Annotated in this window: 10 protein-coding genes; 4 read left to right on the forward strand and 6 right to left on the reverse strand. The window is 75.1% G+C overall.

The features are described 5' to 3' along the window. Positions 1-6 precede the first annotated feature (6 nt). Positions 7-849, reverse strand: coding sequence for an esterase/lipase family protein (locus tag ACIBBA_RS17785; protein WP_396698430.1), 843 nt, complete (start codon positions 847-849; stop codon positions 7-9). 353 nt (positions 850-1,202) lie between these two features. Here ACIBBA_RS17785 and ACIBBA_RS17790 point away from each other — a divergent pair, with 353 nt between their 5' ends. Next, on the forward strand, positions 1,203-2,624 hold the full coding sequence (locus tag ACIBBA_RS17790; protein WP_396698432.1) for an alkaline phosphatase PhoX: 1,422 nt from the start codon (positions 1,203-1,205) through the stop codon (positions 2,622-2,624). Positions 2,625-2,697: 73 nt separating this feature from the next. Here the strand turns inward: ACIBBA_RS17790 and ACIBBA_RS17795 are convergent, their stop codons facing one another. Then, the gene (locus tag ACIBBA_RS17795) at positions 2,698-3,279 is read right to left on the reverse strand and encodes a TetR/AcrR family transcriptional regulator (protein ID WP_396698566.1); all 582 of its coding nucleotides are present in this window, start codon (positions 3,277-3,279) and stop codon (positions 2,698-2,700) included. A 172-nt stretch (positions 3,280-3,451) separates the two neighbouring features. On the opposite strand from ACIBBA_RS17795, the gene ACIBBA_RS17800 reads away from it, so the two are divergent. Both ACIBBA_RS17800 and ACIBBA_RS17805 read left to right on the forward strand, forming a co-directional pair. Continuing rightward, entirely contained in the window at positions 3,452-3,601 is a 150-nt protein-coding gene (locus ACIBBA_RS17800; RefSeq protein WP_396698434.1) for a hypothetical protein, read from the forward strand. A gap of 49 nt (positions 3,602-3,650) precedes the next feature. Then, entirely contained in the window at positions 3,651-5,105 is a 1,455-nt protein-coding gene (locus ACIBBA_RS17805) for an MFS transporter (RefSeq protein WP_396698436.1), read from the forward strand. A 223-nt stretch (positions 5,106-5,328) separates the two neighbouring features. Here ACIBBA_RS17805 and ACIBBA_RS17810 read toward each other — a convergent pair whose 3' ends face one another. Both ACIBBA_RS17810 and ACIBBA_RS17815 read right to left on the reverse strand, forming a co-directional pair. Then, entirely contained in the window at positions 5,329-6,192 is an 864-nt protein-coding gene (locus ACIBBA_RS17810) for a hypothetical protein (protein WP_396698438.1), read from the reverse strand. A 3-nt stretch (positions 6,193-6,195) separates the two neighbouring features. Next, positions 6,196-8,943 (reverse strand): FtsK/SpoIIIE domain-containing protein, encoded by a 2,748-nt coding sequence (locus ACIBBA_RS17815; protein ID WP_396698440.1) that lies wholly within the window; start codon positions 8,941-8,943, stop codon positions 6,196-6,198. A 203-nt stretch (positions 8,944-9,146) separates the two neighbouring features. Between ACIBBA_RS17815 and ACIBBA_RS17820 the strand changes: the two genes are divergently transcribed. Beyond that, positions 9,147-10,685 carry a M1 family metallopeptidase gene (locus tag ACIBBA_RS17820; RefSeq protein ID WP_396698442.1) on the forward strand — a complete coding sequence of 513 codons (1,539 nt, stop codon included), beginning with the start codon at positions 9,147-9,149 and terminating at the stop codon, positions 10,683-10,685. Positions 10,686-10,826: 141 nt separating this feature from the next. Here ACIBBA_RS17820 and ACIBBA_RS17825 read toward each other — a convergent pair whose 3' ends face one another. Together ACIBBA_RS17825 and ACIBBA_RS17830 are read right to left on the reverse strand one after the other, a co-directional pair. Then, positions 10,827-11,363, reverse strand: a complete 537-nt coding sequence (locus ACIBBA_RS17825) for a hypothetical protein (protein ID WP_396698444.1) — start codon at positions 11,361-11,363, stop codon at positions 10,827-10,829. Between the two features lie 312 nt (positions 11,364-11,675). Next, a complete protein-coding gene (locus ACIBBA_RS17830; protein ID WP_396698446.1) occupies positions 11,676-13,157 on the reverse strand; it encodes an MFS transporter in 1,482 nt (493 codons plus the stop codon). Between the last annotated feature and the right edge of the window lie 290 nt (positions 13,158-13,447).

Below are 13,447 nucleotides of genomic sequence, written 5' to 3' on the forward strand. Positions count from 1 at the left end.
GCCGGTTCAGAGCGCGAAGCAGTTGGGGCGGACCGGGCCGTCGGCCAGGGCGCCGCGGACGACGGTGTAGGTGGTGCCGTCGAGCACCAGCCCGAGATGCCCGACCACCCGCAGCGGGCAGTACGTCTGGATCAGCACGTTGGTCGCGCCGTCGGCGAGCGTCGCGTTCTGGGTCGGCCGGACGAGTTCGTCCTGCACGGTCCGGACCGTGGTGTACCGCACCGCGCCCGGGGTGTCGTCGCCGGCGTTCAGGTCGGCGAGGAAGGCCGAGCCGATCGTCATCTGCTGGCAGGCGACGACGCCGGCGCAGCTGCCGAGCCCGAGGAACCGCAGGATGTTCGCCACGTACGTGCCGTACTGCGGGGTGCCGAGGCTGACGTAGCGACCGACGGCGGCGGTGCCGCCGAGCCGCTTGAGGAAGTAGCGGGAGACCAGGCCGCCCTCGGAGTGGGCGACCAGGTCCACGGTGGCCGCGCCGGTGGCGGCCCGGACCTGGTCGACGTAGCCGGCGAAGGAGCGGGCCGAGGCGGCGATGTCGCCGAGCCCGAGCCCGGGCAGCTGGTAGATGAAGACCCGGTAGCCGTCACCGCGCAGTCGGGCGGCGAGCGGCTCGTAGGCGGCGGCGATGCCGCTGAGGCCACCGACCACGATGACCGGGCCGGCGGCCGCGGCGGCCTGGGCGCTCTCGTCGGCGGCGGGCGGGGCGGCGGCGCGGTCGGCGGTCGCGATGCCGGCGCGGTCGGGCGTGGTGGCGCCGGTCCGGTCCGGCGCCGCGTGGGCGGCGGCGGGGGCGAGCAGGACGGCGGCGGTGCTCAGGGCGACGGCGAGGGCGGTCTTTCGGAGCAGCATGGCTGCACCTCCGGTGGGAGGCACCCGGCGAGCCGGGGGAACGGGTGGGGTGTCCGGTCGACCGTGGATCGATGATGCGCGTAACAATTCAGAAACGTCAATGAGAAGTTACGCGGCGGTAACCTGATGTCCCACCGGGAGCAAGATCCGGCAATTCGGTCCGCCCACCCGGCCACCCGACCGGTGGACGAGCCGCCCGTCCGGCACCTGGACGGGACGATCTGCACCGCCGACCTCGAGGGTTGGTCGACTGTTCACCTGGCGACCCGCGCCGTGGCAGCCGGCGTTCCACCGGCGTCACTTGCCTTTGCCCCGCGGTACCCGATCGCCGCGCGAAACAGGAAGGCAGCAACGTGACCTCTTCCCCTATCTCCCGCCGCAAGCTGCTGCGCACCGGCGCGGCCGGTGGTCTCGGGATCGTGGTGGCCGGCAGCCTGGAGGCGATCGCCGGCCCGCCGGAGGCCCGAGCAGCGACCCGCCCCGCGGTCGGTTACGGCGAACTGGTGCCGGACCCGGCCGGCCTGCTGGCCCTGCCGCGGGGCTTCTCGTACACGATCGTGGCCCAGGCCGGCGCGACCATCCTGGCGTCAGGGCAGCGCACGCCGAGCGACGCCGACGGCACCGGCTACTTCCTCGGTCGCGAGGGCTCGGTGCTGGTGAACAACCACGAGATCGGCGGTGACGAGCCGTTTCCGGTGCCGGCGATCGCCGGCCTCACCTACGACCCGGGCGCCCGGGGCGGCACCACCACGATCGAGGTGGACGCGCAGGGCCGCCGGCTGCGCGAGTACGTCAGCCTCGCCGGCACGCACAACAACTGCGCCGGCGGCATCACCCCGTGGGGCACCTGGCTGACCGCCGAGGAGACCGAGCAGCGGGCCGGTGGCACCTACCTCAAGGATCACGGGTACGTCTTCGAGGTCGACCCGCACGACCGGTCGGCCAACCAGGACCCGATCCCGCTGACGTTCCTCGGCCGCTACTCGCACGAGGCGGTGGCGGTCGACCCGTACACCCACTCGATCTACCTGACCGAGGACGCGGGCGGGCCGAACGGGCTCTACTACCGGTGGACCCCGCCGCACCGCTTCCGGGGCGGCAAGGGCACCCTGCGCGCCCTCGCCCAGCGCCCGGACGGCGACACCGTCGGCGAGCTCCAGGCGATGAGCTGCCGGCACGGCGACCGGCACGTCGCCGACCTGTCCGAGGCGACCACGCCCGGCACCCGCTACAAGGTGAGCTGGGTGGACGTGCCGGACCGGGACGCCCGGACGGTCTCGGTGCGCAAGCAGTTCACCGACGAGCAGGTGACCCGCAGCCGCAAGCTGGAGGGCGCCTGGTGGGCCGACGGCGGCGCGTACTTCGTGGCCAGCTTCGCCCGGCACGACGACGGCAGCGCCAACGAGCACGACGGTCAGGTGTGGTTCTACGACCCGAGGAGCGAGACGGTCACCTTGAAGACGATCTTCGGGGTGAACCAGACCCCGGACGAGGACGGCGACAACTTCGACGGGCCGGACAACATCACCGTCTCGCCGTACGGCGGGGTGATCCTGGCCGAGGACGGCGAGGGCGTGTCCCACCTGGTCGGCGTGACCGAGCAGGGCAAGGCCTACCCGCTGGCCCGCAACGAGCTGAACGACAGCGAGTTCACCGGGCCGACGTTCAGCGCGGACGGGAAGATCCTGTTCGCCAACATCCAGTCCCCGGGCTACGTCTTCGCCATCACCGGGCCGTGGGGCCGGCCGGGCAACGCGCACGTCGCCGAGGCGTGAGCACCATCCGGCTGCCGGCGGTGCGGGGCGCCGCCGGCAGCCGGCCAGGCTTGCGGCGGGGCGACGACCGGCGTCAGCGCGGCGCGGTCGGGTTGCGCACGCCGTCGAGGGCGATGGCCAGCACCCGGTCGCGCTGACCCGGCTCCATGAACTGGTAGGCGGTGATGCCGCTGATCAACCGCACCACGTCGTCGAAGCTGGCGTCCGGCCGGGCCACCCCGGCCTCCTGGGCGCGGCGCAGCATCGGCTCGCCCGCCGCGTAGATCTCGGTGCGGCAGCTGCGGAACACCTCGGAGTCGTGCACCAGCTCCTCGGCGAGCGCCCGCTTGGTGCCGACGTACGCGACGAAGCGGTTCAGCCAGGCGACGAGGGCGTCCCACGGGGGCAGCCCGGCCAGGTCGGCGGCGGAGCGGCTGAGCGCCCGGACCTCCTCGACGTAGACCGCCTCGAAGAGCTCACACCGGCTGGGGAAGTTCCGGTAGAGGGTGCCGATGCCGACGCCGGCCCGCCGGGCGACCTCCTCCAGCGAGGCGCCCGCCCCGTTGGCGGCGAAGACCTCCCGGGCGGCGGCGATCAGCGCGTCGTAGTTCCGCCGGGCGTCGGCCCGCTTGGGACGCCGCGCGAAGACCTCGCCCACCTGCTCGGCGCTGTTCATGACGCGGGTCACCCCTCTTCGGTTGCAACCGGAGGCAACCCTCCGCTAGCTTAGTGGAGGCACCCCTCCAGAACTGACCGGAGCCGTGCCTCCGGATAGCTTACTCCGGGATCTGCGGCCAGTCCCCTCCGGCGGGACCGGCCAACCCGACACTCGGACCAAGGAGCCCGCCATGTCCGAAATCCGGCCCATCACCGGCAGCTCCCCTCGCCTTCGCCACCAGATCGTCCAGGCCGCGCCCACCCGGGCCGCCGCCGGATCCGGTCGCGCGGACGCCTCAGCCTTCGCCTTCCTCCCGACCGAGGAGCGGCCGGGCGCCTGACGCCCCACCGCCCCCGTCCCTCCCGTACGCGAAATTGGAGTTCCCTTCCGTGACAGAGACCACCCGACGCAGCTCGCGCCGGCTGACCTTCCTCGTCCTCGCGGCCGGCGCCGGATTCTTCGCGATGCTCCAGTCGCTGATCACCCCGGTGCTGCCCACCATCCAGCAGGACCTGCACACCGATCAGAACACCGTGACCTGGGTGCTGACCGCGTACCTGCTCTCCGCGTCGATCTTCACGCCGATCCTGGGCCGGGTCGGCGACATGATCGGCAAGGAACGGATGCTGGTCGTCTCCCTCGCCGCGCTAGCCCTCGGCTGCCTGCTGGCCGCCATCGCACCCTCCATCGGAGTGCTGATCATCGCCCGGGTCATCCAGGGCATCGGCGGCGCCGTCTTCCCGCTCTCCTTCGGGATCATCCGGGACGAGTTCCCCGCCGCGCGGGTCAGCTCGGCCGTCGGTGCGATCTCGGCGATCGTCGCCGCCGGCGGCGGCCTGGGCGTCGTGCTGGCCGGCCCGATCGTGGCCGTGCTCGGCTACCGCTGGCTGTTCTGGATCCCGATGGTCGTCGTCGGGCTGACCGCCCTCGCGGCGCACCTCTTCGTGCCGGAGTCGCCGGTGCGCACCCCGGGCCGGATCAACTGGGCGGCCACCCTGCTGCTCTCCGGCTGGCTGGTCGCGCTGCTGCTGCCGATCAGCAAGGGCGCGGCCTGGGGCTGGACCTCCGGCCGGGTACTCGGCCTGCTGGCGCTCGCCGGCGTGCTGCTGGTCGGCTGGCTCGTCGCCGAGGTCCGCTCGGCGAACCCGCTGATCGACATGCGGATGATGCGCCTGCCCGGTGTCTGGACCACGAACCTGGTCGCCCTGCTCTACGGCGCGTCGATGTTCTCCGTCTACGCCTTCCTGCCGCAGTTCGTGCAGACCCCGACCAGCGCCGGCTACGGCTTCGGCGCGAGCGTCAGCCAGGCCGGTCTGCTCATGCTGCCGATGCTGGTCGCGATGTTCGTCGCCGGCATCGCCGCCGGCCGGCTGGAGTCGCGGTTCAGCGCCAAGGCGCAGCTCGCCACCGGCGCCGCGTTCAACGTGGCCGCCTCGGCGATGCTGGCCCTCGCGCACGACTCCCGCTGGGAGGTCGGGGTCGCGGGCGGCCTGGTGGGCCTCGGTATCGGGCTGGCCTTCGCCTCGATGGCCAACCTGATCGTGGGCAACGTGCCCGCCAGCCAGACCGGCGTGGCGACCGGCATGAACGCCAACATCCGCACCATCGGTGGCGCGATCGGCGCCGCGGTGGTCAGCGGCGTGATCACCGCCCACCCGCAGGCCAGCGGCCTGCCCCGGGAGGCCGGCTTCACGGCGGGCTTCCTGCTGCTCACCGCCATCGCCCTGGCGGCCGCGGTGGCCGCCCTCGCCGTGCCCTCCGGCCGGCGGCGCGGCGGCCGGCACGCGACGCCCGCGCCGGTCACCACGACGGCGGACGACCTGGTCCCTGCCGCCGCAAGCTGAGCGCACCAACCAACGGACGCCCCGGAGCGCATTTCGCGCCCCGGGGCGTCCGCCGTCACCCCACCACCCGGAGATGCCCGGACACCTTCCCCGAAGTTGCTGCCTCCGGCCGTCGTGAGGCAGCAACTTCCGTGAAGGTGCGCGCCCACCGCGGCGGTGGCGGTCAGCGCGCGCGTCCGCGCCCGCTTGGGGCGGGGCGCGGGTGGCGCACACCGCCGACGAGTCAGCGCAACGCGCGGAACAGCAGCAGGTAGGCGCAGTAGGCGGCCGGGACCAGCAGGAAGCAGAGCAGGAACCCGAGCGGCAGGTAGCGCGGCGGGGTGCCGGCGACCATGGCCGGACGCCCCCACCGGCCGAGCACCAGGTATCCGGCGAAGAACGCCAGCGCGGGCAGCCCGGCGCAGATCCACGCGCCGAGGGTGAACCCGTCGACCAGACCGATCCCGGAAGCGAGCACCAGGACCAGCATGAGCACTCCGGCGGCGGCCCCGCACCCGGCGTAGACGGCGACCGCCCGGGCCAGCGGTGACCAGGTGGGCAGCAGCGTCGGCCGCTGGGCCAGCAGCTCCGCCTGCTGCCCGTGCCGGTCGGCCTCGTCGGCGTACCGCCGGGCCAGCTCCAGCTCCACCGCCGGGTCGGGCGTCCCGGCCTGCGGCGCCGGTATCCCGGCCGCCGTCGCGCCCTCCGCCGCGGGCAGCGCCAGCCGCGTCTCCCCGGCCACCGGGGCGTACGCCTCGACCGCCGGCCGCCCCGGCACGGCGGCTGCGCCACCGGCGTCCACCGTTTCCGGTGCCGGGGAGCCGGGCGGGGCGCCCGCCTCCCCGTCGGCCCGCTGCGCCCCGGTCGGCTGACCGGGCGGTCCAGCCGGCGGGGTCCCGGTGGGCGGACCCGGCGGTGGGGGTGGCACGCCGATCGCCCGGCCGAGCTGGTCGAGGCGCTGCCCCTGGGCGGTGAGCCGGTGGTGCAGGGAGTCGGCCGTCGCGTGCAGGTTGCGCCGGCGCTCGGTCTCCGCGGCGGCGTCCCGCTCGCCGGCCCGGCGGTGCTCGGCGAGCTGTCGGGCCAGCACCGCGTACTCCTCGAAGGTCACCGCTCAGCCCTCCCCGGCCAGCTCGTCGGCGTCCCGGGCGAACGGCACGATCAGCCGGGTGCGCTGGTCGTGCCGGTCGATCAGCAGCGCCCGGTCCGGCCGGGGGGTGTAGGCCAGGTCGTGCACGCCGAGGTGCAGCCCCAGCTCGCTGCCGGGCACGTTCAGCGCGACCAGGCAGGCCACGTCGTCGCGGTTCTGGGTGCCGCCGAGGTCGTCGGCGAGCCGGCGCAGCCCGCGCCACCAGCCGAGCAGGTGCACCCCGTGGCCCGGGCCGTTGCGCAGCAGGCTGCGCAGGTCGTCCAGGCCGGAGCGGAAGGTCTGCGGGTCGGGCGCGCCGAGCACGGTCGACGCGGCGTCCATTCCGAACCCGACGAGGAAGACCCGGCCGGCCGGCGCGGCGGCGGACCCGGTGGCCACCGGCTCGGTCGCCGGCGACTCGCCGCTCCCGCTCGGGCCGACGGCCACCGAACCCGCGCTCGCGGCGGGACCGGCCGGCGGAGACCCCACGCTCGCGGCGGGACCGACCGGCGGGGAGCCCGCGCTCGCGGCGGGTGCGGTGGGCGGGGACCCGGCGCTCGGGTCCGCCTCGGCGGCCGGCGGGCGGGGCCGAGCTGTCAGGTCGGCCAGGGCGGCGATCTGCTCGCGCACGCCGGCCGCGTCGAGTCGTTGCACCCAGTGCCCGGCGGCGGCGAGCGCGGCGGCGGTCTCGTCGGCCACCGGATCGGCCGCGGCGACCAGCGGGGCGAGCAGGAACCGGCACTCCCCCGGGGCGTGCTGCCGGGCCAGGCTCAGCGTCGCGGCGCGCAGCACGTCCGCGCCGGCGGCCGAGGTGCCGACCACGGCCAGGTGCCGGCCCGGGGTGGTGTCCATGATGAACAGCGCGGTGCTGCCGTGCACGTCGACGGTCCGGCCGACCAGCGCCAGCGGCCGTCGCCCGCCCGGCCGCAGCCCGGCGAGGGTCGGGTCGTCCTCCAGCCGCGCCGCCTCGTAGCCCTTGAAGACCGCGGGCGGGCGCGCGCCGGCCGGGCGGGCCTGCCACAGCTCGTGGCGCAGCCGGGTCAGCTCGGCGGTGGCGGCGTGCGCGTCGGGGAACCGGACGACGGTGTCCGCGCCGACCGCGCCGGCGGCGGTGTTGACCACGGCCGAGCCGATCGGCAGCGCCGCGGCCGCGTCGTTGACCTGGCCGAGCACCCCACCGCCGCCGGGCAGCGCGACCCGCAGCGCGAACTGCCCGAAGATCGCCTCGGCGCGGCCGTAGAGCGCCTCGATGCCGGTCATGCTCTGGCTGGCCAGCACCAGGTGCATGCCGTACGAGCGGCCCTTGCGGGCCAGCTCCTCCAGCAGGTCGACCGACTCGCGGGCCAGCGCGTCGTTGCCGGCGAGCAGCACGTGGAACTCGTCGATCACCGCCACGACCCTCGGCACCGCGACGTCGCGGGGCAGGTCGGCGAGCTTGGTGACGCCGTGCCGCTTGAGCGTGGTGGCCCGCCGGTGCAGTTCGCGGCGCAGCTCGCGGAGGACCGCGACGCCGTACTCGCGGTCGGACTCGATGCCGACCGCGCGGGCGTGCGGCAGCCAGGACGGGTCGCGCCCGGTCGGCACGAACTCGGTGAAGCTGACCCCCTCCTTGAAGTCGAGCAGATAGAGCTGGAGCTCGGCCGGGGAGTAGCGGGCGGCCAGCCCGTAGAGCACATCGAGGAGGAAGACCGTCTTACCGGCGCCGGTGCGCCCGCCGACCAGCCAGTGCGGGGTCGCGTCGTCGAAGGCGACGGTCACCGGAGCGCGGTCGGCCCGCCCCACCACGGTACGCAGGCCGTTGCTCGCCGACTCGGCCCACCGCCGCTCCGGCAGCAGCTCGGCGAAGCCCAGCTCGTCGCCGCGGCGCACGGCGGCGCCGAGGTGCTCGGCGAGCGCCCGGGTCGAGGCGGCCGGCGGGTCACCGTCGAGCAGCACCGGGGCGGCGAGACCGCTGCCGTCGGCGCTGAACGGGACGCCGGGCGGGTCACCGACGTACGCGTACCTCTCGGTCAGCCGGACCGCGGTGCTGGCGCCCAGCGACGGCGAGGTGTCGCCGGGCGGCCCGGGCGGGCGGCCGGCGACCAGGACACAGACCGCGGCGGCCGGGCCGGCGTGGCTGAGCGCGGCGAGCCGGGCCAGCTCCCGCGGCGGCGGGGTGGTCGCGGCGACCACCAGCAGCAGCGGCCCGGCGGCGCCGTGCTGGGCCGCCCGGGCGTGCCGCTCGGCGGCGTCGAGCAGGGCGGCGACCTCGGCCTCGGTGGTTGCCGGCGGGTCGAGCACGCCGGCGTCCAGCAGCGGGCGCAGCGGCCCGAAGGTGGCGCCGAGCGCGGCGGTGTCGATGCCGGCGACCCGGACCTCGCCGGCGGGCGCGGTGGCGAGCAACCGGAGCACCAGCGCCCGCAGCAGCCCGGCGACGCGGGGATCGCGGGCGTCGGCGTCGACCGTCAGGTGGTGGCCGCCGCCGAGCGGCACCAGCACCGGGAACGCGCCGTCCGGCGTGGACGCCTCGCCGATCCGCACCGGGACGGGCGCGCCGGTGAGTGCGGTGGCGCCGGGCGCCGGGGTGGCGAGCGCGCCACCGACCTCGGCGAGCCGGGCGACCAGGGCACCGCCACCGAGCGCGGTGGCCGGCGCGGTCGCCGCGCCCAGCGCATCACGGGCGGTGTCGAGGTGCGCCCGGGCAGCCCGGTGCGCGGTGACGGCCTGCCGGTACGCCGACGCGAGCCTGCCCACTGTCCGCCTCCCACGCCGCGGCCGTCCGGTCCGCGGAAACCCTAACGGACTCCGGTGACCACGGGACAGCACCAACGGCACGCGTCGCGCGGCCGGCGGTCCACGGTCGGACGGAATGGTCGGGCCAGCGCGCCGGGGCGGACACGTTCACCGGCGTCGATTAGGTTGACGGGGCGAACACCCCGATGGAGGGAGTCCACCTCGTGCGACGAGTTCTCCGGGCGGCCATCGCCGTCCTGACCCTCACCGGCGCCGGCACTGTCGCCACCGGCGCGCCCGGCCACGCCGCCCTACCGGGCTGGGGCCGACCCACGGTCACCACTGCCGCACCGCAACCCGGCAGCCCGGGACTGGGCGACAACTACTTCCCCGACTACGGCAACGGCGGCTACGACGTCGAGCACTACGACGTCCGGCTGCGCTACGACCCCGGCGCCGACCGGCTCAGTGGCACCACCACGATCCTGGCCCGGGCCACCCAGGACCTCTCCCGGTTCAACCTCGACTTCCTGCTCGACGTCGAGTCGGTCCGGGTCAACGGCTGGGCGGCCAGCACCGCCACCGAGGGCGCCCACGAACTGGTGGTCACCCCCACCCGCACCATCACCGCCGGCCAGCAGCTCACCATCGTGGTGCGCTACGCGGGCGTGCCGTCGGAGACCCTGGTCAACGGCTACACCGGCTGGACCCGCACCGACGACGGCGCGCTGGCGGTCAACGAGCCGGAGTCGGCGTGGTGGTGGTTCCCGAGCAACGACCACCCGCTGGACAAGGCCACCTACGACATCTCGGTCTCGGTGCCCACCGGGGTCGAGGTGATCAGCAACGGCGTGCAGCCCCGGCCGCCGCTGGCCGAGGCCGGCAACCGCACCCGGTGGATCTGGCGGACCACCTCCCCCACCGCCACCTACCTCGCCTTCCTGGCGATCGGCCAGTACGACATCGTCACCGACACCGCGCCCAACGGCCAGCCGGTGGTGAACGCGTACAGCACCACGCTGGGCGAGCTGGCGCCGGCCGCCCGCGCCAGCATCGAGCGGACCGCCGAGGTCGTCGAGTGGGCGAGCGGGATCTTCGGCGAGTATCCGTTCGAGGCGCAGGGCGGCGTCGCCGGGCCGGTCGACGGGATCACCTTCGCGCTGGAGACGCAGACCCGGCCGGTGTACGGCCCGGGCTTCTGGCGCCGCGGCGCCAACACCTCGGTGGTGGTGCACGAACTGGCCCACCAGTGGTTCGGCGACTCGGTCTCGGTCAACGGCTGGCGGGACATCTGGCTCAACGAGGGCTTCGCCTCGTACGCCGAGTGGCTCTGGTCCGAGGAGCAGGGTGAGGGCACCGCGCAGGAGCTGTTCGACTTCACCTACGCCAGCTACCCGGCGGACTCCGAGTTCTGGCAGGTGCCGCCGGGCGACCCGGGCCCGGCACGGATCTTCGACGACGCGGTCTACGACCGGGGCGCGATGGCGCTGCACCAGCTCCGGCTGGCCGTCGGCGACGACGCGTTCTTCGCGATCCTGCCCGCCTGGACCGCCGAGCACCGCTACGGCAACGGCACGATCGCCCAGTTCCAGGCGCTCGCCGAGCGGATCTCCGGACTGGACCTGACCGACCTCTTCACCACCTGGCTGTTCACCGCGGGGCGCCCGGACGTGAGCGGTTCGGCGGCCCGGAAGGCGTCGCCGCCGGCCGAGCCGAAGTCCTGGGCCAAGATCCGGGAGGCACACCAGCTCCTGGCGCGCTGACCGCGGCTCGGCCCGCCACCGGTGGCGGGCCGTCGGCGGTAACTCTCCGCTGAGTGAGATGCCGGAGCGGAATCCTTGTTCCGCTCCGGCATCTCGCTTCCTCGTCCACGTTCCCGCCGACGGGCGGGCCGGGGCGGGGCGTCAGCGGGCGTCGGCGGGCGCCTCGGCGACCGGCCGGGCCGGCGGCCAGCCACCCTGCGTCGCCTCGATCCGGCGGATGTGCTGGTAGGCGAACCAGAGCGGCGGGAAGGCGCCGACGGCGAACGAGAGGTCGACCAGCGTCCAGAACCAGGGGATGTCCCGGATCGGCCCGCAGATCAGCGCCAGCGGCACGATCCCGGCGCAGGCGATCATCCCGAGCTGGACGACCCAGACGTTGCGCACCGGGTCGCGCAGCGGCCCCCAGAACGCCACCGCCAGCACCAGGTGGGCGAAGGCGAGCCAGTCGGTCCCGTACAGCATGAACGGGTGGCGGTCCCCGGTCTCCACGAGTCCGGTGTGGACCCGTTCGATCCAGGCGACCAGGGCCGGCAACCGATCGGCGAGCGGGTCGAGCGCGCGCAGCAACCAGCGCACCTCGATCTCCAGCGGGAACGCGGTCACCCCGCTGAGAAAGAGTCCCACCACCACGATCCCCAGCCACCACCGGACCCGCCGGACCCGCTCCTCGGTGCTCATGGGCCGAGCCTAACGATGATCTTCGTAGCCCTCCGCCCCATAGGCCGACGACCAGGCGTGACCGCTGTCTCAACAGGACGACGGCCGGGCGGGGCAGGTAACCGAGACGGAGCCGGCTAGGCAACCAGCGGGGGTGGCGGTGTCGGGCCGGCGGGTGGTCGCCTGGGCGCAGCCGGCCTCGGATCGGCCGCCGAGCGCCGGGCGGATCAGGTCGCCTGGGCGCAGCCGGCCTCGGGTCGGCCGCCGAGCGCCGGGCGGGTCAGGTCGCCTGGGCGCAGCCGGCCTCGGGTCGGCCGCCGAGCGCCGGGCGGGTCAGGTCGCCTGGGCGCAGCCAGCGGCGTGTCGGCCGGCGAGCGCGGGACGAGCCAGTCGCGGTCGCCGGCGGCCCAGAGGTGGTGCGCAGACCGGACAGGCCCGCGCCGGCCGGGGTGCGCCGGCCGGTCCGGCCGGCACCAGCCGCGGCGTCACCGGGCGACGGTCCCCGGCGGCAACGCCGACCGGCCGGACGATCCGGGCCGCGGCGAGCGCGGCCTGCCGCACCGGACGTGACACGGTCGGCACGGCCAGCGCCAGGGTGAGCAGGCGGCCGCGCCGGCGGTCGAACGCCACCCCCGCCGCCATGGTGGCGATCGCCGCCACGGTGCCCGCCAGGACCAGCGTCTGCCGAGGTCCGGCGTGTTCGGAGAGCCAGCCGAGCAGCGGCGCGCCGACCGCGGCCGAGATCGAGCCGGTGACCGCCAGCGCGGCGAGCACCCGGCCGCGCATCGCTCCGTCGGTGTCGAGCTGGGCGCGGGTGCCGACGGTGGTGTCGATGATGACGGCCGCGGCGGCGATCGGCAGGATCACCGCGGCGAAGCTCCAGACGCCCGGCGCGATGCCGGCGACGATCTGCAACGCGCTGGCCAGCAGACCCGCCCCGACCAGCGTGCGGTAGCCCAGGTCGCGACGCCGGGCCGCGACGAGCGCGCCCAGCACCGTGCCGACGGCGAAGACGGTGGACAGCACGCCGTACCCGGACGCGCCGGCGGCGAGCGGCCCGTCGCTCATCGCCGCCATCGTCACCTGGTAGTTGCGGCCCAGGCTGCCCAGCACGAAGGACAGGGCGAGCGCCAGCAGCACCACCGGCTGACGGCGCAGGTAGTCGAATCCGGCCCGGATGCCGTTGGCCGACACGCCGCCGGCCGCCGCCAGCTGGTGCGGGTGCGTCTCCTGCTGTCGTACGGCGAACAGGGCCAACACCACCGCGACGAAGCTGGCCGCGTTGATCCCGAAGAGCAGCGCGGGCCCGACCAGCGCGACCACGACGGCGCCGGCGCTCATGCCGAGAATGCGACCGGCGGAGTTGGTCAGCGAGCCGAGCGCCAGCGCGTTGCCGAGCGTCTCCCGGTCCACCAGGGTCGCGATCCAGCGCCCCATCACCGGGCCCTCGATCGCCGAGACGGCGCCGGTGGCCAGCGAGATCGCATAGATCAGCGGAAGGCCGCCGAACCCGGTCAGGGCGACGGCAGCCAGCCCGGCGGCGAGTGCCGCGTGGACCGCCTGGGCGGCGATCAGCAGCGGGCGGGCGGAGAGCCGGTCGGCCAGCGCGCCGCCCCAGACGCTGAGCAGCAGCGTGGGCACCGCCTGGAGCAGCACGGTGACGCCCATGGAGGTCGCCGAGCCGGTCTGCTTCAGCACGTACCAGTTGACCCCGAGGACCTGCATCCAGGTCCCGATGACGGAGACGAACCCGGCCAGCGCCCAGATCCGGTAGTTCCGGTGGCGCAGCGCGGCGAACGTGGCACCTGCGGCCACGGCGATCCTCCCGTAGGAACGGCGACACGACGACGCCGAACGTGGTGGGATCGGCAGCGCACAAGTCTGGCCACTGCCGGCACCGGGCTGCCGCTGTTCGTGACCGGTCTCACCGGCCCGGAGCGGTGGGTTGACGCAGGTCACGCCGCATCCCGGCCGGGCGGCCGCCGGACGGCGCAGGACCGGACGTTCCGCCGGTACCGGACGGCGGTGACACACCGGCGGAGCCATGCGGACAACGGCCGCCGCCCCCGGGAAGGCATCCCGGAAGCGACGGCCGTCGGCCGCGG

The organism is Micromonospora sp. NPDC051006 (genome assembly GCF_044456245.1).
GTDB lineage: Bacteria > Actinomycetota > Actinomycetes > Mycobacteriales > Micromonosporaceae > Micromonospora.